The sequence below is a fragment of the Paenibacillus kyungheensis genome (assembly GCF_028606985.1).
GTDB lineage: Bacteria > Bacillota > Bacilli > Paenibacillales > Paenibacillaceae > Saccharibacillus > Saccharibacillus kyungheensis.
In genome coordinates, this window is sequence record NZ_CP117416.1 from 1,174,400 (window position 1) to 1,195,050 (window position 20,651).

The following is a 20,651-nucleotide window of genomic DNA, read 5'->3' on the forward strand; positions in this document are numbered from 1 at the left end:
ATTTTTGCGAAGCAAAATATCTTACATCAAGCGCTTGGCACCACAAGCGCGACTCAGTGTAGTAAAAAAGTGATTTTTGCAAAACCAGATCGTAAAGGAGACGAATATCAATGAGTGCGGTATATAACGTATTAATCGCTGATGATGAGCCGATTATTCGCGAAGGAATTCGAGATTGCGTCGACTGGGATAGTCTGGGGATGATCGTTACCGCAGAAGCAGAAGATGGAGAAGAAGCTTTAGAGATTGCATTGGAACAACAGATCGATATTTTGTTGGTCGATATGAATATGCCTTTTTTGGACGGTATTTCTTTAATGAAACGATTACGTACCGAGCGACCGCACTGTCGATTTGTCATTATTACCGGACATGATGAATTCAAATATGCTCAAGAAGCTATTCGATTAGGGGTCAAAGATTATATTCTCAAGCCTGTCGATCCGCTCCATCTGTATGATGTACTGCACCATATTCGCACCGAAATGAATGGAACACTACATCAAGAACAGTATTTAAAGTTAGCAACCGATCAGATTCAGAAAAATACATCTTTACTACAAGAACAATTTTGTCTAGATTGGTTAAGCGGTAGACTCCATCATGAGGAGATCAAGCAACAATTAGAGTTTTTGCACTTACCTGTGTGCTTGCCATCTACATTAGCATTAATCCGCTGGTCGGGTCATGCGGAAGGACGACCGATGCTCAAAGAACAAGATAAGCAATTGATGTTGTTCGCTATAGGTAATATTGCCGCCGAGCTTTTACAGCCAGCACCACTTGTGATTTGTAGAGAATCATCAGGGTTGTTAGTCATTTGTACATGGTGTCCGCCCGATCATTCTACTGCGTCTGCTATGTATGATAATGAGCAACAAGCAGATAAAATGATGAGTGCGGTCAAAGACTGTATAGGTCTACATGTGCAAGTGCATTTGCAATCGGTGAATAGTATAGATGAAGAGATCAACAATACAGATATGCCTAATGACCCTTTGCTATCTTTAGAACAAGACGTAGATTACAGCCAAGTCATGACTACTGCTTATCGACATGCCAAATTACAATTAGACGGGCAATCCCGACTATCTCCACTGGTAAGACGGGCGCGTGATTATATCCAGAACCATTACCATAATCCAGAATTAACATTGGAAAAGCTGGCAGATGTGTTACAAGTCTCTCCAACCTATCTGAGTCGCTTAATGAAACGAGAGCTAGGGCATTCTTTTATCCATGTATTAGTACAGGTTCGGATTCAAAAAGCAGTGCATCTACTGAAAGAAACCGAGCTATCGATTCTTGAGATTGCGCTACAAGTGGGCTATGATTCACAGCATTATTTTAGTACAGCTTTTAAAAAAATGATCGGTGTATCACCCAATCAATATCGTCGAGATACGGTAGAGCAATCGTAAGCAAAACGCTAAAAAACAATGTTCACCACTATTCACAATAGATGTACTTTTTAGACAACAAATACAATTCCACAAGCAAAAAGACCTTAACGAGAGCGATAAGGTCTTTTTGCGTATTTTTTGAGTATTATTATTGATTAATCATCTACTTATTCTTATTTTTCGGTTACTAACTGGATAACAACTCCATAAGGATCTTCTACAATCGCATATGCTTTGGAAAATAAATTAGGTGCAAGTGGAACGATAATACGTGTCTGAGTATGTTCTAAAAGCAGATTGTACAATGTAGTAATCTCTGCTTGCGATGAGGTGATACACAACGAGAAATTAGTCCCTTTGACCAAATCGGGAGCATCACTCATCAATTCATCAGCGATCATTAATTCACTATTGCCAATAGTTAACACAGAATGAGCGATCCAATCTTTTTCACTTGTTGGATACGTATAGGTGGGATCTAATTTCTCTGTAATCTCTTGATTAGTAATACAGAACACAAGTTGAGCTTGAAGATGAGTCTGGTAAAAAGAGATGGCTTCTTTGGCTTGACCATGTAGAGATAAAAAAGTACTGACGGTTAAATTAGACATAGTAATCACTCCTTTGATTGAATACTTTTATTGTATGGTAGAATAGTGTCAAATCATGACACTATTAAAAAATCAAAATAAAGGAGCATTATATGAACAAAAATGAACGTCTGATTCAGCAGATGATCTATATCAATACCAAAAAGCATTTTAATCTTAGCGATCTGATCGAAACATTTAATATTTCTAGAAGTACGGCTTTACGGGATATCGCTTCGTTAGAACAATTAGGGGTTCCGCTGTATTCAGAAAAAGGCAGTCATGGCGGTTATCGTGTACTAACGAACTCCTTATTACCACCGATTTATTTTAATACCAATGAATTACACTCCATTTTCTTTTCGCTACAATTGTTAAAAGGATTAGTAAAAACTCCTTTTCAACAGAACTATCAAGAGATCAAAACTAAATTATTAGCTACATTACCGGATAAGCACAAACAACAAATGGCGCAAGCAGAACAATGGATTCAGTGGATTGGTGTAGAACAGCAACAAGAAGTGCCATGGATTGTAGAACTATTTGCTGCAATTGTTGGCAGACAGGTCATCGAAATTCAATACAATCGGTATCAGCAGGACAAACGGATTATTCAACCGCTACGCTTATCGATATGGGATGGATACTGGTATTGTTTGAGTTGGGATCGCAACAAAAATGAATTTCGGAATTTTCGTTGTGATTATATAGAGGAGTTACATATCACGGATCAGCAAGGCACCGAGTGGACAGCAGAGCAGATTCATACGTTAGCCAACCAACAATTTGATATACAACGTCCACTATCTTTCCAAGTCAAAGTAGATCTAAAAGGTATCGAACACTTTTATAAAAAAAGATATTCCAATATGTCTTTGCAACAGGTGGACACAGGAAATGATAGCGAAAATAAAGAGCATTATATTGTAGGAACCTTTGGCGAACATGAAATTTCTTTTCTAGTAGAGTACTTTTTGGGATTTGGTCAGCATATTGAAATTGTATCGCCACCACTTTTGCGTACCGAATATCAGCAATATGTCAAAAAGATATTAGCTCAGTATGAGTAATCCTTTATTAGAGGTCGTCTATTCAGTTGCCTAAAATTTTAAAGAGTACAAATCAATAGCGATTCACTGATCACATTTCCGTGTAATAATGCTCACAAGATCATAATGCGTACCGCAAAGGGCGCTCAAAGGAGATTACGGACAATGGACGAAAATCGTAACGTAGATGTGGACAAAAAAGAGGTACGTGTAGAACGTAAATCAGATTCAAGTATGGTCGCTTCTACTTTTATTAAATATGCTGCTTATATTATTATTTTGGCAATTGTGTTATGGTTCTTAGTGAAGTATATTTTCCCTATGTTCTCATAAACATATGCGATCGGATTCGTAATTAACATTATACGGTATATAAAACGGAGGAGCCTGTCACCAAGGCTCCTTTTTGCTGTTTTTTGGGTTATTTTGAGCTAATTTGACCTGAAATGATGAAATTACGGGCAGAAGGTACTGTTTTTGGGTACTATAAAGGTAAAGGTCTTTTTGTATACATTCATTAGAAGAAGAATACAGGAAGTAATAGATAAAGAAATTGGGGGTGTCAACAAGAGTGTATGTATTGCATGCTGCTATTATTATTCCATTTTTATTTGCAATCTTCGTGCCTCTGATCCGTAAAGGATTGCCGCGTGTACATACAGGTTGGATCGTTTTAGCTATTCCGACCTTATTATTTGCAAATTTTCTACGTTATTTACCTACGATTCAGTCAGATACCAGTGAAACGATTAGTGTACCCTGGGTTCCTTCGTTAGGAATTAACTTTACCGTATATTTAGACGGTTTAAGTCTATTATTTGCTCTATTGATTACAGGTATAGGCGCTTTAGTCGTTTTATATTCTATTTTTTATCTTGATCCTGCCAAAGAAGCGATTCATCGATTTTATTTATATCTAATGATCTTTATGGGCGCTATGCTCGGGATTGTGCTTTCAGATAATATGATCGTGTTGTATACATTCTGGGAATTGACCAGTATTTCTTCGTTCTTACTGATTGCTTTTTGGTATGAACGTGATCGTTCGCGTTATGGAGCACTCAAGTCGATGCTAATTACTGTACTTGGTGGCTTTGCGATGTTAGCTGGTTTTATATTACTACATAATATGACCGGCACCTTTAGTATTCGTGAGACGATCGCTGTATTAACAGATATTCAAGGACAATCTTTATTTTTACCAGCAATGATACTGATTTTATTGGGCGCTTTTACCAAATCTGCTCAATTTCCTTTCCATATCTGGTTGCCTGATGCGATGGAAGCACCCACTCCAGTCAGTGCGTATCTGCATTCAGCTACGATGGTCAAAGCAGGAATCTATCTAGTAGCACGCTTTAGTCCAATTTTCGCTGTTCAAGCAGAATGGTTCTGGATCGTATCGACAGTAGGTATTGTCACGATGTGTTATGGATCGATATTAGCTGTCAAACAAACGGATCTCAAAGCATTGCTAGCTTATTCAACAATCTCGCAATTGGGGCTTATTATGTCTTTGTTCGGTGCAGGATCTGCTGCTGTGTATTATGGATATGGCAATGAGTCACTTCTATATACAACAGCGACGATGGCTGCTATTTTCCATCTGATTAATCATGCGACATTCAAAGGTGCTTTATTTATGGTAGCCGGCATTGTCGATCATGAAACAGGCACACGTGATCTGCGTCGTCTGGGTGGATTAATGAATGTGATGCCGATTACATTTACGGTAGCAGGTGTAAGTGCATTTGCAATGGCGGGTATTCCGCCTTTTAACGGCTTTTTGAGTAAAGAGTTATTTCTAGAAGCGATGGTAGAACTAAGCCATATGGACATATATCACTTAGAGACATGGGGCATCTTATTCCCTATTCTTGCTTTTGTGGGCAGTGTATTTACATTTGTCTACAGTATGATTCTGGTGTTCAAAACATTCAGAGGACCACTTCAACCGGACAAATTAGGTGGTACTCCGCATGAAGCGCCGATTGGCATGTTGATCTCACCGGTTATTTTGGGATTATGTGTAGTAGGGTTAGGATTTTTCCCGAATCTGTTATCTTATAGCATAATCGAACCTACTATGAGAGCAGTATTACCAAGTCTGGTAGCATCGGGCGAACATTTTGAAGTGCATATTTCATTCTGGCACGGTATTACACCTGCTTTGTTAATGACAATAGGCATTATTGTGTTAGGAACGCTGATGTATCTGTTATTAGCACGCTGGAAAGGGATTTATAGCAAATATCCTCAAACGTTAACATGGAATCATCTGTATGACAGCACCCTGAAATGGGGTGAAAAAGGATCTAAAGCACTAACCAATCAATATATGAGCGGTTCTGTGCATAACTATTTAATTTATATTTTTATATTTATGATTGTTTTGATGGTCACTGTATTCTGGCGAGCAGACGGAATGTCGTTACTTACAGCAGGAGCGGCACCGATTAGCATCTATGAAATTGTGTTGTTAATTGGTCTGGTGGTCACTGCTATCGCTGTTCCATTTGCAGGTAAACGTCTTACAGCGATTATTATGACCGGAGCTGTCGGTTATCTGGTCACTTTGTTTTTTGTTCTATTTCGTGCACCGGATTTGGCATTGACTCAGATGATTGTGGAGACTGTGTCTGTATCTTTATTTTTACTTTGCTTTTATCATATGCCTGAATTACGGCGTGAAATTGTATCAAAACGGTATCGTATTATCAATATTATTGTGTCTGTAGGGGTCGGTATAGTGATGACCTTTATCGCGTTAGCGGCCAGCGGTAGTAGCACATTCGATTCGATCGCTACCTTTTTTGTAGAAGGTAGTCATGATCTGGGTGGTGGCGATAATATCGTCAATGTTATTCTGGTAGATTTCCGTGGATTTGATACGATGCTTGAAATTACAGTACTGGCTATTGCTTCGTTAGGTATCTATTCTTTGATTCAGCTTCAGGTCAAAGGAAATGATACCGGCGCTCGTATTCATTATTTGCGCAATAAAGATGTACAGACGCATCGTGTTGATGTCGGTCGTACTCGTCGCGAGACGGTAACTGTGCAACGCAATATGACACAGTTCAAAAGTAACGATGTAATTTTGGAAACGAGCACAAAAGTGATTGTATTTATTATTTTAACATTTGCACTGTATTTATTCTTTGCCGGTCATAACAATCCAGGTGGTGGATTTGTCGGTGGATTGATGACAGCTTCAGCGTTGATTTTACTGGCTTTAGCGTTTAATGCAGAAACGGTAAGACGGATATTGCCTATCGATTATCGTACAGTGACCGCAGTCGGATTAAGTATTGCGTATGCGACAGGTATCGGTTCATTTTTCTTTGATGCTCCATTTTTAAGTCAGTCTTTTGGTTATTTTGAATTGCCTTTATTGGGTAAAACGGAACTCGCTACAGCGACGCTATTTGATCTAGGAGTGTTTCTAACAGTGCTTGGTGTGACGATGACAATTATTTTACAGATTGGGGAGGATCGCTGATATGGAAGTATGGATGTCCATTGCTGTTGGGATATTATTTGCAGTCGCGGTATACCTGATCTTGTCGCGCAGTCTGCTACGCATTATTTTAGGAACTTCGATTTTGACACATGGTGTGCATTTATTATTGCTTACGATGTCGAGACTTAAGTCAGGCGCACCACCATTATTAGGGGAAGAATCAGGGTCTTATGTAGATCCTTTACCACAAGCTTTGATTTTGACATCGATCGTTATTAATTTTGGTGTAACTGCATTTTTCTTTGTCCTCGCTTATCGTTCGTATCTTAAGCTGAAGACCGATGATATGGAGGAGGTGAAGATGGAAAGTGACGAATAATTTATTAATTATGCCACTATTGATTCCTTTGATAGCCGCAGTCCTTCAAATATTCGGGATGCGTCATGTGCCGATCCAGCGCTGGCTAGGTGGGATTGCTGTTATTGCTAATGTGGGTGTAGCGGTATGGATTGTGATCAGTGTACGAATGGAAGGTATTCAGACGCTTGCGATGGGTGGCTGGGCGGCTCCTTACGGGATTGTATTTGTAGCAGATATGTTTGCCGCTTTACTAGTATTGACTACATCGATACTGGGTGCTGTATGTTTATTTTACGCCTTCGCCAGTATCGGAGAAGAACGTGAAAAGCATCACTTTTATCCATTTTTTCAATTTTTGCTAGTGGGAGTATACGGTTCATTTCTAACAGGTGATTTATTTAACTTATTTGTTTGTTTTGAAGTGATGTTGGTATCTTCGTATGCGTTGATTGTATTGGGTGGAACGAAGCGTCAATTGCAAGTGACGTTAAAATACATTTTGATCAATATTGTATCTTCTTCTCTGTTTGTAGCATCGATGGCTTATCTGTATGCGGCTGTAGGTACGTTAAATATGGCTCATTTATCACAGCGTGTATCTGAAGCCGGACAAGATGGGATTCTAGGTGTAATTGCATTTTTATTTTTAATCGTATTCGGGTTAAAAGCAGGATTATTCTTATTCTTCTGGTTACCGGGTTCATATGCTGCTCCACCTTCTGTGATTACAGCAATTTTTGCAGGTCTGCTTACCAAAGTAGGGCTATACGCTATTATTCGCACATTTACATTGATTTTTTATCATGATACTGGATTTTTATATACATTGATCGGTTGGATGGGAATTGCTTCGATGGTGCTTGGTGTGATTGGAGCGGTTGCATATCGAGATGTGAATAAAATTCTGGTCTACAATATTGTCGCAGGCGTAGGATTGATCGCTTTTGGATTGGCTACTGCAAATAGTGCAGGTATCGAAGGCGCTATCTTTTATATGCTTCACGATATGATTGTCAAAGCACTATTGTTCTTATTAGCAGGTATTATGATAGCCGCATTAGGAACGACAGAGTTAAAACATATGAGCGGACTGATTAAGCGTTATCCGTTTACAGGGTGGATGTTCTTTATTACAGGGCTTGCACTGGCAGGAGTACCACCGCTGAGCGGATTTGTCGGAAAATTATTGATTGTTCAAGGCGGTATGGAACGCGGTTGGTATACGATGACGATTATTAGTCTGCTAGCCAGTCTATTGATGTTATATTCAGTGATGCGTATCTTTATGTTAGCCTTCTGGGGCAAAGATCGCCCGCTTATTGATGATCGAGCAGCATTTCAAGATAGCCCTGAAGTGAAGCGAGAAGTGTATCATGAATGGTCGCCTTTCCGTCCTCGCCGATTGATTGGAGCATCTTCTGTATTATTTGCGTTTGTGATTCTGATCGGACTGGGTGCAGGTTGGATCGAGACATTTGTTGCACAAGCGACAGATGTACTGATTGATCCGACATTGTATATCCAAGCCGTATTGAAGGAGTAGGTGAAGCTATGGCTTTTCAAATTATTCTTAATCTGTTGATAGCTTTGATCTGGATGTCCTTGCATACGACTTGGGATACACTCAACTTTGTGATTGGTTATCTGATCGGGTTATTGCTAATTTATATTATGCGTCGCTTTTTCCCAAGAGAATTTTATGGGATCAAAATATGGGCGGTTATTAAGTTATTGGTATTATTTATCAAAGAATTGATTGTATCGAGTGCTGTTGTGCTCAAACATATTATCAGTCCACGCCTCAAGTTCAAACCAGGAATTTTGACGTATCAGACTGAACTCACTTCAGATTGGGAACTGACCTTATTGTCTACACTGGTTACGTTAACGCCGGGTACGATTCTGATTGAGATTTCGCGTGATCAGCATCTGGTATATATTCACGCTATGGATATTCAAGATGCTGAAGAATTGTCTGCGCATATTCGTGGAACTTTTGAACAAGCAATCAAGGAGGTGACCCGATAATGTTACAAGTCTCTTTATTGATTGCTTTGATTTTGTTATCGCTGGCTGTGATGGGTTGTATGTTCCGGGTATTAAAAGGCCCTTCTATGGCAGACCGAATTACAGCATTAGATACGATCGGTGTCAATCTGATTGCGATTATTGCTGTATTATCGATGATGTTAGATACACAAGCGTATTTAGAAGTTATGCTGTTAGTAGGAATTTTAGCATTTCTAGGAACGGTTGCTTTTGCCAAGTATATCGAAAGAGGGGTGGTCATCGAACATGAAGACGAAGACCGAGATGATCGAGATGATCCAGTGGATCGGTGAACCCGTAATATCGATTCTGGTGTTGCTTGGAGCGCTATTAAGCGTACTGAGTGCATTCGGTATTATTCGCTTCCCTGATGTGTACTTGCGCTCTCATGCTGCTACCAAAAGTGCAACGTTAGGTGTGTTATGTGTATTATCCAGTGCCTTTTTGTTTTTTTGGGTATATGATCATTATCCAAGTGCACGTATTTTACTGGGAATCTTATTTGTATTTATTACTGCTCCGGTAGCCGGACATTTGAATGCAAGAGCAGCGTATCGGACAGGTGTCCCTTTATGGAAGCTGGAAAAAGATGAATTAAAACCAGCATTGAAAGAAAAAGGAATAGACCGCGAAAAAGCGAAAAAAGAACCGCTAAATTAAGTATAGAATATGTCATTAAGATGATCGCACTATACTTCAACTAACCAGACAACACAGCTCAAGATAATATCTCAATCGCAAAAGCCCACACCTTCTATACTATTGTAGAGGTGTGGGCTTTTGCGATTATTGCTAATAGTTGTATAGATAACAAGCAAAACAGTTACAGCTGTTCAATACCTCGTTGTGCAAATACGTCTTTAGCTATATTCATTGCATTTAATACCCGTGGAAATCCAATATAAGGGGAGCAATGAATAATCGTTTCTACAATTTCGGTAGGTGTAATCCCTACATTTAGACTAGCGTTCAGATGAACAGTTAACTGCGCAGCACAATCACCTTGAGTAATCAGTGAAGAAATAGTGATCAGTTCGCGTTGTTGCAACGTAAGAGTATCTCGAGAATAAATATCACCAAAAGCAAATTCAATAATGTATTTGCCAAGATCAGGTGCGATCGAAGCCAAAGAATCGATCACTCGTTGCCCTGCTTCGCCATCCACTTCCACCAGCTTGTTCCAACCTTGAGTATAACGATCATTAGACATATAGACAGCTCCTTTATATTCATGATTATGAAGTACAAGAGCAATCGTAAACGTTAGAGCGCGCTCTAATGCAAATCTTTTTTTGGAGATCGTAGTATAATAGAGATATGGACAAATTATATTCGATTCAACAAATTACCGAAATTACAGGATTATCTGCACATACACTACGCTATTATGAAAAGATTCATCTGATACACGATATTCAAAGAGATCCTAAAGGTTATCGACAATATACAGACACAGATATATTATGGTTAGATTTCTTAGTGCGTTTGAGAGAAACAGGAATGTCGATACAAGACATGAAAGCATTTGCTGATCTGCGCAGTCAAGGAGATCATACCGTGGCATTACGAAAACAATTATTACAAAGTCACTATCAATTGGTGCAGTCTCAGATCGACCAACAGCAACAGCATTTGAACAAAATTGCTGACAAAGTAAACCATTACACTCAATTAGAAGAACAAGTAGATCTATCAACAATTGGCAAAGATTCTGAATAAGGAGAGGCACCCTATGAATATAAAAGTTGTTCAAAATATATCCGAATTAGTCGGCGATACCCCTGTTGTACGTTTGCATCATTTACCTGATACAGAAGATGCGGCTGTCTATGTGAAGTTAGAATATTTTAACCCAAGTGGTAGTGTCAAAGATCGAGCGGCACTAAACCTGATTGTACGTGCGGAGCAAGAGGGGTTATTGCAAGCAGGTAGTACCATTATCGAACCTACTAGTGGCAACACAGGAATAGGGCTAGCGATGAACGCAGCGGCAAAAGGATACAAAGCGATTATGATTATGCCGGACAATATGTCACGCGAGCGCATCCAGATATTGCAAGCATATGGAGCCGAAGTAGTATTAACACCTGCTGTCGAGAAAATGCCAGGCGCGATTCGCAAAGCAGAACAATTGCTGACTGAAATTCCAAACAGTTATATGCCAAGACAATTTGATAATCCAGCTAATGCAGATGCTCACCGTAATACAACAGCTATTGAAATTTTGGAGCAGATGGAATATCAATTAGATACATTTGTAGCTTCCGCAGGAACAGGAGGTACGATCACAGGCACAGGCGAGACATTAAGACAGCATTTGCCGGATGTCCGTATTCTGGTTGTCGAACCACAAGGATCGCCTGTATTGTCTGGTGGACAGCCAGGGCCACATAAGCTTGTCGGCACGAGCCCGGGATTTGTACCGGCGATTTTGAATACGTCTATTTATGATCAAATTGTACAGGTGTCTGACGAAGATGCTATTCAGACGATGCGTGATCTGGCGAGATATGAAGGGATTCTCGTCGGCCCTTCTTCAGCAGCAACCGTATGGACAGCAATACAAGAAGCGAAGCGTCTCGGTGCAGGTCATAAAGTATTATGTATTGCTCCGGATAATGGAGAGCGGTATTTGAGTATGAATTTATTTTAACGTTAATTTATAGAATCATTTAGCCTACAGTATAAGGATGCTGTAGGTTTTACTTTGACTGGATAGATACAAAAGTGCAGAAAAAAGTAGTATATCCCACCATTAAGCAAAAACACAGAACACAACCAGTATCAAAAAATAATATTTATCTTCTTACATAATAAGATCAGAAAGGAGAAGTGATCATGAACGATTGGATTCAAGAAATGATCGATTGGATTGAAGCCCATCTATTTGAAGATTTTTCATTGCTTCGGTTGAGCGAGAAAATGGGCTATTCTCCGTATTATTGTTCATTCAAATTCCGCCATCACACCGGAGTCAGTATCAAAAGTTATCGTACCTTTCGGAGATTATATATAGCATCGATTTCTCTGGTAGACAGCCAAGAGCGCATACTCGATATTGCGATCGAACATGGTTATTCTTCTCAAGAAGCATTTGCTAGAGCGTTCAAAGATGTATTTGGTGTAACCCCCATGACCTTTCGCAAGCAACAGAAGCCGTGGCAATCGTATTTCAAACTCAATATCGAACAAGGAGAGAATATCACGATGATAGACATTTCTCAAAAATTAGTCATTACCGAATTACAAAATCAATTAACCACTTTTGCCGATCAAGATATTCTTAATGTATTGAACGGGCAAGTGATGTTTGAACAATTCCGCACACAGGAATTAATGGGCAAAAGTGAATATTTACCTTTTAACGAAGCAATGTGTGTCCATGAGTCAACTGCCGATATTTTCAGCCACGCCTTCAACCAAATTCGTGCAGACGGACACCATAGCTCATTAACAGGATATGAACAGATTGTAGTTGAACCATTGACTCCATTATTAACCAAAGACTATCGGTGTATCGTTCTCTGGTTCGGAGAAGATATGTTCTGCCAGATCAATCTGTTGACCATACTCGCTTATCTGGAGCAACAAGGATACAAAGGAATCGTATATTTTAATGCCGTACAGGAGCAGACTTACGATGTACAACAAACGGAGATACCATTAGGCGGATATACGTCAGTGTATCGTGAAGTGTTGTTAGACAAGAGAATGCCAGATGTTCAGTTGATGCCTGTGATGTACCAAGGCATTTCATTGTACCTAGACCTGCACCAAGACGATAATGAACTAACCCGCTACATTTGGAGTCATCCCAAAGAAAGCAAAGAAGAGATCATGCACAATATGCTGAAATTATTCCAACGCTACGGACTTGGCGATCGGCAGTATTTGGAGTTGATTGAGAAGGTAAGGAGATAGGTGTAAATACAGAAGTAGGATAGGCTGACACTGATATCATCAGAGTCAGTCTTTTTTTGAATAGAATATTTATCTATTTATTTAAATATTTTCTTGTGATAATTGTATATAGTATGTTTTCGATATTTTATTTTCGTTAACTATAAAGTATAATTAAATAAAGTAAGGAAAGGAGAGCACTATTATGCAGAAAAATGTGCTAGATCAATTTTCTTCTAGTATTCAATTAGCTTATGATCAAAAAAGTGAAGTCATTTTAGAAAAAGAAACGGATACGATTTTTAAAAATTTGTTTTTTTGTATTCTGACTTTGTTTTCAGATAAAGTATCTAGTATTAAAGTTGATCCCAAACCGTTTATCTTACCTAAAGAATATTTATTTTCAGATAAACACAAAAAGAATTTGAACAAATGGGTTCAACGTTTAAAAGATATAGATGATTTTCATTCAGAACTAGAATTTGGCAAATTAAAAATAGATTTTGAATACTGGTATTACGAATTAGGTGGAGAAAGTATCCAATTTGTCTATCAAGAAGATTATTTATTAACACCACAAGCTGCGGCTGATGCGCTGGGTATATCCAAAGTCACATTAAATAAGTATGTGAAACAAGGCTTAGAATATATAGATAATCAGACACACAAACGGATTCCAAAATATGCAATTGAAATTATGAAAGATCCTATTTATAGCATTCGGATGCAACAGATTGCTCAATCTAAAAAGCTTCGTCAACAAACACCTGAAGATCGCTATCATGAAGTGATACAAGAATTGGCTGATCTACAATTGAAATATGGAACACAGACAGTACAAGAAGCATTTAGTGAGTACAGCGGAGATAATATGGATGACCCTGCTGATTATTATCGGTGGAAAGATTTACAAGAAGAAATGACAGACATTCTTGGTTGGCGTGGAGGGAAAAAAGATCAGTGACTCTATTGCTACCTGCAGACATCGATCAAATTTTAGAAGATTATGGTCATTTGCTAAAAGTATACCCTGCTTTACGTGAGCGTCATTCTATTTTTACTGATTATAAAAGAACTCAGAAACGTCTTGAAGTATTGTTTCCTCTCAAAGAACATCCGGTGCATGGGATTACAGGTTTACATGTGTACGAGAAATATAACGATGCAGGAACGATAGAATTATATTCTTACTCTTGGAAACGAATTATTCCTACTCAGGGCATTCAATTTAGTCATATTTCTTCTTGGGGAAATGATCCTCATCCTCCAGAAACAACACCGCAATATTTACAGGTAACTACAGAACCGCATCATCATCATTACGATCCTGATCAACGAAGTAAGCGAAAAAGTAGTTATATTCGTACATTAGATCGAGTTTTTATGTATATTGCGTATTATATTGAAACAGGTGAAGTATACTATAAAGATGTCTCTAGCTCAGTTGATTCTAAAAGATAAATACTAAAAAACCTTGTACTAATACTACAAGGTTTTTTAGTATTTCAAATCAATTATTAGTAAATAAAATAACTAGAAAAGTACTTTATTTTTCAATAAAAATAAAATGATGAATCGCTTACCAAAATAGAGTTGGTAAATAACGTTATAAGAAATTTTAGAAGATGAGAAATTATATAAGATGTTGAAAAGCAACATATACCTTTCGAAATTATTTAATTAAAATCCTCAATAACTCTACACCATCTTTAAACCCTTGCTCATACATTGTAAATTTCGCCAGCCCTTGCATCAACATCATCTTATCCTCATACTCCAACCCCAACTAAAATGAATTAAGATTTCAATGTCGTAAATCTTTCCCTGTTTACCCCACCCCATGAAATGCAGGTGCATCAAGCGAAGGGGAGAGAATCATTCTGAAAGTCGCCTTGTAAGGATCCCATCCTTACCGCGACTGCAAGAAGATTCGCTCCCTGTAGCGAAGCCCCTCATTTCACCTTCCCCACCAAACTATGTCTGATTTTTATAAAAAAGGTCGGTTTATCAAAAAGACTCCCAATCTTTACCATGTTATTATACATAAAAGAAAGCGTTACCAAAATAAAAGACGTTCACTGAACACCTACTCGAAAGGAGAATAACTGATGAAAAGAGGATCGTTATTAACCTTGATCATCCTCATGATGTTTACCTTATCTGCCTGTAATCTTGCAGAGAGCAGTGCAGGAAGTAAGGAAAAGGGATATATCGGCATCTCGATGCCGACCAAGTCATCGGCACGCTGGGTGGCGGATGGTAGCAACATGGTGAAGCTTTTCCAATCTAAAGGATACAAAACCGATCTGCAATATGCAGAAGATGTAGTCGAGAATCAGATTTCTCAGATTGAAAATATGATCACCAAGCAAGTCGATGTGATCGTTATTGCTTCTGTAGATGGCAATACGTTGACCGATGTCATTAGCAAAGCACATGCACAGGGTATTCAAGTTATCGCGTATGATCGCCTGATTATGAATACAGGATACTTAAGTTACTACGCGACTTTTGATAATTTCAAAGTCGGGGTGCTACAAGCATCGTACATCGAAGACAAGTTAGGACTGAAAAAAGGCAAAGGCCCTTTCAATATCGAGCTTTTTGGCGGTTCACCGGATGATAATAATGCGTACTTCTTTTTCAATGGAGCTATGTCTATCCTGCAACCGTACATCGATTCAGGCAAGTTAGTTGTTCGTAGTAATCAGAAAACGATGGCACAGATTTCAACCTTACGCTGGGATGGCGCATTAGCCCAATCTCGTATGGATAATCTAGTCAGCGCTTATTACGCCGATGCCAATCTGGATGCTGTTCTTTCTCCTTATGATGGTATCAGTATCGGTATTATTTCATCACTAAAAGGTGTAGGTTACGGATCAGCAGAGAAACCATTACCTGTAATCACCGGACAAGATGGTGAATTAGCATCGATCAAATCGATCGTAGCCGGCGAACAAACACAAACGATTTTCAAAGATACACGCCAACTTGCTGAAAAAACAGCAGATATGGTAGACAGCATCTTGCAAGGCAAAAAAGCCGAAGTTAACGATACCAAATCATACAACAATAACATTATGGTCGTGCCAGCATACCTGCTTGACCCGATCTCAGTAGACAAATCCAACGTCCAAAAAATCATCATCGACAGCGGATACTATACCGAAGCAGAAGTGAAAGGGAACTAATTCATATTTTACTTCGCAGAATTCTAGTCCTTAAACAAATTACGTTTTTTTAATAACAAACATGCCGGAGCAAAACTTGTATACCAAGTATATGCTTTAATCCAATTCATCAGTCTCTAATCTCAAAACAAACTAATGCTCTACCCTTAAAAAAACTGCCAACCCCACCCAACAAGTGGACAAAACATGCCCTTAATCTCTAAATCTTTAATTATTAATCTCTAATCCCTAAATCTTTCCCATCTTTAAAAGGACAGCGTACGTGCCAACGGAGCGAAGGGAGAGGAATCATTCTGAAAGTCGCCTTGTAAGGATCCCATCCTTACCGCGACTGCAAGAAGATTCCCCTCCCGTAGCGTCTCCCCATCACCGTACGCCCTCACCACCAACTCAAGAGTGTTTTTCCACTCCCACCATCTAATGAAAGGAGCACCACCATGTCCAACAACATCATTTTAGAAATGAAAAATATCACCAAAACATTCCCTGGTGTGAAAGCATTGGAAAATGTAAACCTGCAAGTCAAACAAGGTGAAATCCATGCACTGTGTGGTGAAAATGGCGCTGGTAAATCCACGCTCATGAAAGTACTCAGTGGCGTGTACGGATATGGAACCTACGAAGGCGATATTATTTTTCAAGGTAAAACCTGCGAATTTCGCGATATTAAGCAAAGTGAAGAACTAGGCATCGTTATTATCCATCAAGAACTGGCTTTGATTCCTTATCTATCGATTGCTGAAAATATTTTTCTCGGTAATGAACGGAAAAAAGGTGGCATTATCGATTGGAATGAGACGCTTCAACGCACACAAGAATTGCTGACCAAAGTAGGTTTGAACGAATCACCGAATACGCTGATTACCAATATCGGAGTCGGTAAACAGCAATTGGTAGAGATCGCCAAAGCACTATCCAAAGAAGTAAAATTGCTGATTTTGGATGAACCGACAGCGGCTTTGAATGAAAATGATAGTGAGAATTTGCTTCAACTGATGCTTGAATTTAAACGTCAAGGTATCTCCTGTATTCTGATCTCTCACAAGTTAAATGAAATCTCCAAAGTCGCGGATTCAGTAACTATTTTGCGAGATGGACAAACGATTGAGACGCTGGATATGCACAAAGACCAGATTACCGAAGACCGGATTATTAGTGGAATGGTAGGACGCGATCTGACTCATCGTTATCCACAGCGTGAACCGAAGATCGGTGAAGTGGTGCTTGAGGTCAAAGATTGGAATGTATTCCATGAGCAACATGCAGACCGCCAGATGATTCACAATGCTAACTTGAATCTACGTCGTGGTGAGATTGTAGGGATTGCTGGATTGATGGGCTCCGGTCGTACCGAGCTGGTCATGAGTATTTTCGGCAAATCGTATGGCAAAAAAATCAATGGTACATTGATCAAAAACGGTAAGCCGATCACCAATAATACGGTTACCCAGGCTATCGATAATGGATTCGCTTATGTGACCGAAGATCGCAAAAACTATGGTCTGATTCTAATGGATGATATTAAGCGCAATATTTCATTAACCGGACTTGGCAAAATTACCAAAAATACCGTCGTCAATGAGCAAGAAGAAGTGATGGTTGCTGAAGATATGCGTAAACAAATGAAAATCAAAACACCGAATATTTTGCAGAAAACAGGTAATCTCAGCGGTGGGAATCAGCAAAAAGTCGTACTTGGCAAATGGATCTTTTCTGGTCCAGATATTCTAATTCTGGATGAACCTACACGTGGTATTGATGTAGGCGCCAAGTATGAAATTTATACGATTATTAATCGACTGGCAGACGAAGGCAAAACAGTGCTTGTCATTTCATCAGAATTGCCAGAAATTCTAGGCATTTGTGATCGGATTTATGTGATGAATGCAGGACGTATTACAGGGGAAGTCAACCGTCAGGAAGCGACTCAAGAAAAGCTGATGACTTATATGACACGCAGTTCCTCATAAATTAATCATGATCATCGGGTGAGCTAAATACAATCTATTTAACAAACGAAAGGGGTTAGCATAACGTATGTCTACATTAACCAAGCCAGAGGCAAAAAAAGAATCGACACTTGGCAAAATGTTTAAAGGAAATATTCGTCAGTACGGCATGATTATCGCATTACTATTTATTATGTTACTATTTGAAGTTTTAACAGGAGGTTTGCTACTCAAACCGATCAATATTACCAACCTGATTTTGCAAAATAGTTACATACTGGTACTTGCAATCGGGATGGTACTTGTTATTATCACCGGGCATATTGATCTGTCGGTTGGTTCTATCGCAGCGTTTGTTGGTGCGGTATCGGCAATCTTTATGGTGCAATGGCAAATGAACCCGATTTTAGCGGTTGTGTTGTCGATCGTAATCGGTGGACTGATCGGTGCATGGCAAGGATTCTGGGTTGCTTATGTACGCATACCCGCCTTTATCGTAACCCTTGCCGGGATGTTATTATTCCGTGGATTAACGATGATCGTGTTGGAAGGGCAGTCCATTTCGCCATTCCCGAATGGTTTCCAAAAGATTAGTTCAGGCTTTATCCCTGACTTTTCGAATATGGCTACGAATATTGTAGCTGTACTTGCCGGAATTGCTTTATCGATTCTCTACATTGTAACTGAACTGCGTAATCGTTCGGCACAACGCAAATATAACTTTGATACCGGATCACAAGCAATCTTCCTTGTGAAAATGATTCTGGTAGTTGCTGTTATCAATGCTTTCACTATTGTACTGGCTAGTTATGCAGGGATTCCAACGATTCTAGTACTGTTATTCTTGCTTATTATTATCTACTCTTTCGTGATGAACAAAACAGTGATGGGTCGTCATGTATATGCGATCGGTGGTAATGAAAAAGCAGCGGGATTATCCGGTGTTAAAACGAAAAAAGTAACATTCTGGGTATTTGTGAATATGGGCGTATTGGCTGCTGTATCAGGGTTGATCTTCGCAGCTCGCCTAAATGCAGCTACACCAAGAGCAGGAACTAACTTTGAGCTAGATGCGATTGCAGCTTGTTTTATCGGTGGTGCTTCCGCTTCAGGTGGTATCGGAACAGTATTCGGAGCGATTATCGGTGGTCTGGTTATGGGTGTACTGAATAACGGTATGTCTCTTGTAGGACTAGGTATCGACTGGCAACAAGGCATCAAAGGTCTGGTATTACTACTTGCGGTAGCATTTGATATTTATAACAAAAACAAAGGAACATCGTCTGTATAAAAAAGTTCTGCAATAACGTAAACGTAGCATGTAAATCAGATGGTTATGATACCGAATTAAAATCATTCATTCTAACAAAATAACTATCCCAAACCGTCAGGACAATACGTTCTGGCGGTTTTTAGTTGTGTTCACCCGAAAAATGGTACACATGATACGAAATATGAAGCATTACCGATCTAACATCAGCACGCTATAATTAATTCATTAAATGTAATCGCTTACATAAAAAGAAAGAAGATGGATAACATTGATTCCATAAACGGAGGATAGGAGACTACAGCGACACAGACATCGATAGAGAACGTAAAGGAGGATTTATTTATGGATACAGATATCAAAAGAGAATCCAAAACCACACGAAAAACAAAAGATAAAATTACCACTTCACCTACCAAACGCTGGTTCCGCCGATTGTATACTCAGCGACATTTGCAGGTGATGGCATTGCTTGGTGTCGTCTGGATGTTGATTTTTAACTATATTCCTATGTACGGCATTATTATTGCATTCAAAGAATTTAATATCGTTGAAAGTATTGCCGATGCACCGTGGGTCGGATGGGAGCACTTTAAAGCATTTATGGATGATGAAAATCTACCCGATGTGATTCGTAATACGTTAGGAATCAGCTTAATCAAGCTATTTATCGGATTTCCACTACCGATTATTTTTGCTCTTTTTCTGAATGAATTACGGTCAGTACGTTTCAAAAAAGCAGTTCAAACGATCTCTTACTTACCGCATTTTCTATCATGGGTTATTCTTGGTGGTATTTTGACGACATGGTTAGCCGATGTCGGGATTATCAACAATGTCTTAATGGCACTGCATTTGATCAAAGAACCCATCTCTTATTTAGCGGAGCCGCAATACTTTTGGACGATTGTGATCACATCCGATATTTGGAAAGAACTTGGATGGTCAGCGATTATCTATCTGGCTGCGATGGCAGGTGTATCTCCAGAAATGTATGAAGCGGCTACGATCGATGGCGCAGGACGTTTTCAAAAAATGTGGTACATTACGTTGCCCGGTATTCAAGCTACGATTGCGATTCTATTTATCCTAGCAGTCAGCGGTGTACTTAACTCTAACTTTGACCAAATTCTCGTTTTACGGAACTCGCTCAATGAGAGTGCTAGTAATGTTATCGATATCTATGTCTATCAAACCGGTCTATTATCCGGACGTTTCTCATACTCTACTGCTATCGGTCTTATCAAATCGATTATCGCTTTGATTTTACTGGTGATCGCTAATCAGGTGACGAAGAAACTAAACAACACTTCACTCTTTTAAAAAGGAGGAGGGGGTGAGCGTTAGCGCTTTGAGAATAGAGTGTTCTTGTCGTCGCTGTTAAGGATTAATATTTTGATCACTGCTTTTAGCAGTAAATATT

General features: G+C 39.1%; 20 protein-coding genes. 18 read left to right on the forward strand and 2 right to left on the reverse strand.

What is annotated here, in order from left to right:
• The first annotated feature begins 110 nt into the window (after nt 1-110).
• Nucleotides 111-1,421 carry a response regulator transcription factor gene (locus PQ456_RS05105; RefSeq protein WP_273615171.1) on the forward strand — a complete coding sequence of 437 codons (1,311 nt, stop codon included), beginning with the start codon at nt 111-113 and terminating at the stop codon, nt 1,419-1,421.
• Nucleotides 1,422-1,576: 155 nt separating this feature from the next.
• Here PQ456_RS05105 and PQ456_RS05110 read toward each other — a convergent pair whose 3' ends face one another.
• Nucleotides 1,577-2,014 (reverse strand): VOC family protein, encoded by a 438-nt coding sequence (locus tag PQ456_RS05110; RefSeq protein WP_273615172.1) that lies wholly within the window; start codon nt 2,012-2,014, stop codon nt 1,577-1,579.
• A gap of 92 nt (nt 2,015-2,106) precedes the next feature.
• Here PQ456_RS05110 and PQ456_RS05115 point away from each other — a divergent pair, with 92 nt between their 5' ends.
• The 8 genes from PQ456_RS05115 (at nt 2,107) to mnhG (ending at nt 9,575) form a co-directional block, all read left to right on the forward strand.
• Complete coding sequence (locus PQ456_RS05115) at nt 2,107-3,063, forward strand: helix-turn-helix transcriptional regulator (RefSeq protein ID WP_273615173.1); 957 nt, start codon at nt 2,107-2,109, stop codon at nt 3,061-3,063.
• A 144-nt stretch (nt 3,064-3,207) separates the two neighbouring features.
• Nucleotides 3,208-3,375, forward strand: a complete 168-nt coding sequence (locus PQ456_RS05120; RefSeq protein ID WP_175425127.1) for a hypothetical protein — start codon at nt 3,208-3,210, stop codon at nt 3,373-3,375.
• 238 nt (nt 3,376-3,613) lie between these two features.
• Nucleotides 3,614-6,544: a Na+/H+ antiporter subunit A gene (locus PQ456_RS05125; RefSeq protein WP_273615174.1), complete on the forward strand. Its 2,931-nt coding sequence runs from the start codon at nt 3,614-3,616 to the stop codon at nt 6,542-6,544.
• Between the two features lies 1 nt (nt 6,545).
• Nucleotides 6,546-6,884, forward strand: a complete 339-nt coding sequence (locus PQ456_RS05130; RefSeq protein WP_069326639.1) for a Na(+)/H(+) antiporter subunit C — start codon at nt 6,546-6,548, stop codon at nt 6,882-6,884.
• 10 nt (nt 6,885-6,894) lie between these two features.
• A complete protein-coding gene (locus tag PQ456_RS05135) occupies nt 6,895-8,409 on the forward strand; it encodes a Na+/H+ antiporter subunit D (RefSeq protein ID WP_273616244.1) in 1,515 nt (504 codons plus the stop codon).
• A gap of 8 nt (nt 8,410-8,417) precedes the next feature.
• The gene (locus PQ456_RS05140) at nt 8,418-8,894 is read left to right on the forward strand and encodes a Na+/H+ antiporter subunit E (protein ID WP_273615175.1); all 477 of its coding nucleotides are present in this window, start codon (nt 8,418-8,420) and stop codon (nt 8,892-8,894) included.
• Complete coding sequence (locus PQ456_RS05145; RefSeq protein ID WP_273615176.1) at nt 8,894-9,208, forward strand: Na(+)/H(+) antiporter subunit F1; 315 nt, start codon at nt 8,894-8,896, stop codon at nt 9,206-9,208. The genes PQ456_RS05140 and PQ456_RS05145 overlap by 1 nt, the downstream gene beginning before the upstream one ends.
• Nucleotides 9,162-9,575, forward strand: a complete 414-nt coding sequence (gene mnhG, locus PQ456_RS05150; RefSeq protein WP_373461903.1) for a monovalent cation/H(+) antiporter subunit G — start codon at nt 9,162-9,164, stop codon at nt 9,573-9,575. The genes PQ456_RS05145 and mnhG overlap by 47 nt, the downstream gene beginning before the upstream one ends.
• A 163-nt stretch (nt 9,576-9,738) precedes the next feature.
• Here mnhG and PQ456_RS05155 read toward each other — a convergent pair whose 3' ends face one another.
• The gene (locus tag PQ456_RS05155; RefSeq protein WP_273615177.1) at nt 9,739-10,125 is read right to left on the reverse strand and encodes a carboxymuconolactone decarboxylase family protein; all 387 of its coding nucleotides are present in this window, start codon (nt 10,123-10,125) and stop codon (nt 9,739-9,741) included.
• Between the two features lie 107 nt (nt 10,126-10,232).
• On the opposite strand from PQ456_RS05155, the gene PQ456_RS05160 reads away from it, so the two are divergent.
• The 9 genes from PQ456_RS05160 (at nt 10,233) to PQ456_RS05200 (ending at nt 20,551) form a co-directional block, all read left to right on the forward strand.
• Entirely contained in the window at nt 10,233-10,634 is a 402-nt protein-coding gene (locus PQ456_RS05160) for a MerR family transcriptional regulator (RefSeq protein WP_273615178.1), read from the forward strand.
• Between the two features lie 13 nt (nt 10,635-10,647).
• Nucleotides 10,648-11,568: a cysteine synthase A gene (gene cysK, locus PQ456_RS05165; RefSeq protein WP_273615179.1), complete on the forward strand. Its 921-nt coding sequence runs from the start codon at nt 10,648-10,650 to the stop codon at nt 11,566-11,568.
• A 185-nt stretch (nt 11,569-11,753) separates the two neighbouring features.
• Entirely contained in the window at nt 11,754-12,836 is a 1,083-nt protein-coding gene (locus PQ456_RS05170) for a helix-turn-helix domain-containing protein (protein ID WP_273615180.1), read from the forward strand.
• Nucleotides 12,837-13,020: 184 nt separating this feature from the next.
• Nucleotides 13,021-13,779, forward strand: a complete 759-nt coding sequence (locus PQ456_RS05175; protein WP_273615181.1) for a helix-turn-helix domain-containing protein — start codon at nt 13,021-13,023, stop codon at nt 13,777-13,779.
• Nucleotides 13,776-14,276: a toxin-antitoxin system TumE family protein gene (locus tag PQ456_RS05180; protein ID WP_273615182.1), complete on the forward strand. Its 501-nt coding sequence runs from the start codon at nt 13,776-13,778 to the stop codon at nt 14,274-14,276. The genes PQ456_RS05175 and PQ456_RS05180 overlap by 4 nt, the downstream gene beginning before the upstream one ends.
• Before the next feature lie 647 nt (nt 14,277-14,923).
• Nucleotides 14,924-16,009 carry a multiple monosaccharide ABC transporter substrate-binding protein gene (chvE, locus tag PQ456_RS05185; RefSeq protein ID WP_273615183.1) on the forward strand — a complete coding sequence of 362 codons (1,086 nt, stop codon included), beginning with the start codon at nt 14,924-14,926 and terminating at the stop codon, nt 16,007-16,009.
• Nucleotides 16,010-16,446: 437 nt separating this feature from the next.
• Entirely contained in the window at nt 16,447-17,979 is a 1,533-nt protein-coding gene (mmsA, locus tag PQ456_RS05190; RefSeq protein WP_273615184.1) for a multiple monosaccharide ABC transporter ATP-binding protein, read from the forward strand.
• Between the two features lie 67 nt (nt 17,980-18,046).
• Nucleotides 18,047-19,249: a multiple monosaccharide ABC transporter permease gene (mmsB, locus tag PQ456_RS05195; protein ID WP_273615185.1), complete on the forward strand. Its 1,203-nt coding sequence runs from the start codon at nt 18,047-18,049 to the stop codon at nt 19,247-19,249.
• 324 nt (nt 19,250-19,573) lie between these two features.
• Nucleotides 19,574-20,551 carry an ABC transporter permease gene (locus PQ456_RS05200; RefSeq protein WP_273615186.1) on the forward strand — a complete coding sequence of 326 codons (978 nt, stop codon included), beginning with the start codon at nt 19,574-19,576 and terminating at the stop codon, nt 20,549-20,551.
• Nucleotides 20,552-20,651 lie beyond the last annotated feature (100 nt).

Excerpts from the sequence above, each read along its gene's own strand:
- PQ456_RS05105 (WP_273615171.1), top strand. The coding sequence starts at position 111 with ATGAGTGCGGTATATAACGTATTAATCGCTGATGATGAGCCGATTATT.
- PQ456_RS05110 (WP_273615172.1), bottom strand. The coding sequence starts at position 2,014 with ATGTCTAATTTAACCGTCAGTACTTTTTTATCTCTACATGGTCAAGCC.
- PQ456_RS05115 (WP_273615173.1), top strand. The coding sequence starts at position 2,107 with ATGAACAAAAATGAACGTCTGATTCAGCAGATGATCTATATCAATACC.
- PQ456_RS05120 (WP_175425127.1), top strand. The coding sequence starts at position 3,208 with ATGGACGAAAATCGTAACGTAGATGTGGACAAAAAAGAGGTACGTGTA.
- PQ456_RS05130 (WP_069326639.1), top strand. The coding sequence starts at position 6,546 with ATGGAAGTATGGATGTCCATTGCTGTTGGGATATTATTTGCAGTCGCG.
- PQ456_RS05135 (WP_273616244.1), top strand. The coding sequence starts at position 6,895 with ATGCCACTATTGATTCCTTTGATAGCCGCAGTCCTTCAAATATTCGGG.
- PQ456_RS05140 (WP_273615175.1), top strand. The coding sequence starts at position 8,418 with ATGGCTTTTCAAATTATTCTTAATCTGTTGATAGCTTTGATCTGGATG.
- PQ456_RS05145 (WP_273615176.1), top strand. The coding sequence starts at position 8,894 with ATGTTACAAGTCTCTTTATTGATTGCTTTGATTTTGTTATCGCTGGCT.
- mnhG (WP_373461903.1), top strand. The coding sequence starts at position 9,162 with ATGAAGACGAAGACCGAGATGATCGAGATGATCCAGTGGATCGGTGAA.
- PQ456_RS05155 (WP_273615177.1), bottom strand. The coding sequence starts at position 10,125 with ATGTCTAATGATCGTTATACTCAAGGTTGGAACAAGCTGGTGGAAGTG.
- PQ456_RS05160 (WP_273615178.1), top strand. The coding sequence starts at position 10,233 with ATGGACAAATTATATTCGATTCAACAAATTACCGAAATTACAGGATTA.
- cysK (WP_273615179.1), top strand. The coding sequence starts at position 10,648 with ATGAATATAAAAGTTGTTCAAAATATATCCGAATTAGTCGGCGATACC.
- PQ456_RS05170 (WP_273615180.1), top strand. The coding sequence starts at position 11,754 with ATGAACGATTGGATTCAAGAAATGATCGATTGGATTGAAGCCCATCTA.
- PQ456_RS05175 (WP_273615181.1), top strand. The coding sequence starts at position 13,021 with ATGCAGAAAAATGTGCTAGATCAATTTTCTTCTAGTATTCAATTAGCT.
- chvE (WP_273615183.1), top strand. The coding sequence starts at position 14,924 with ATGAAAAGAGGATCGTTATTAACCTTGATCATCCTCATGATGTTTACC.
- mmsA (WP_273615184.1), top strand. The coding sequence starts at position 16,447 with ATGTCCAACAACATCATTTTAGAAATGAAAAATATCACCAAAACATTC.
- mmsB (WP_273615185.1), top strand. The coding sequence starts at position 18,047 with ATGTCTACATTAACCAAGCCAGAGGCAAAAAAAGAATCGACACTTGGC.
- PQ456_RS05200 (WP_273615186.1), top strand. The coding sequence starts at position 19,574 with ATGGATACAGATATCAAAAGAGAATCCAAAACCACACGAAAAACAAAA.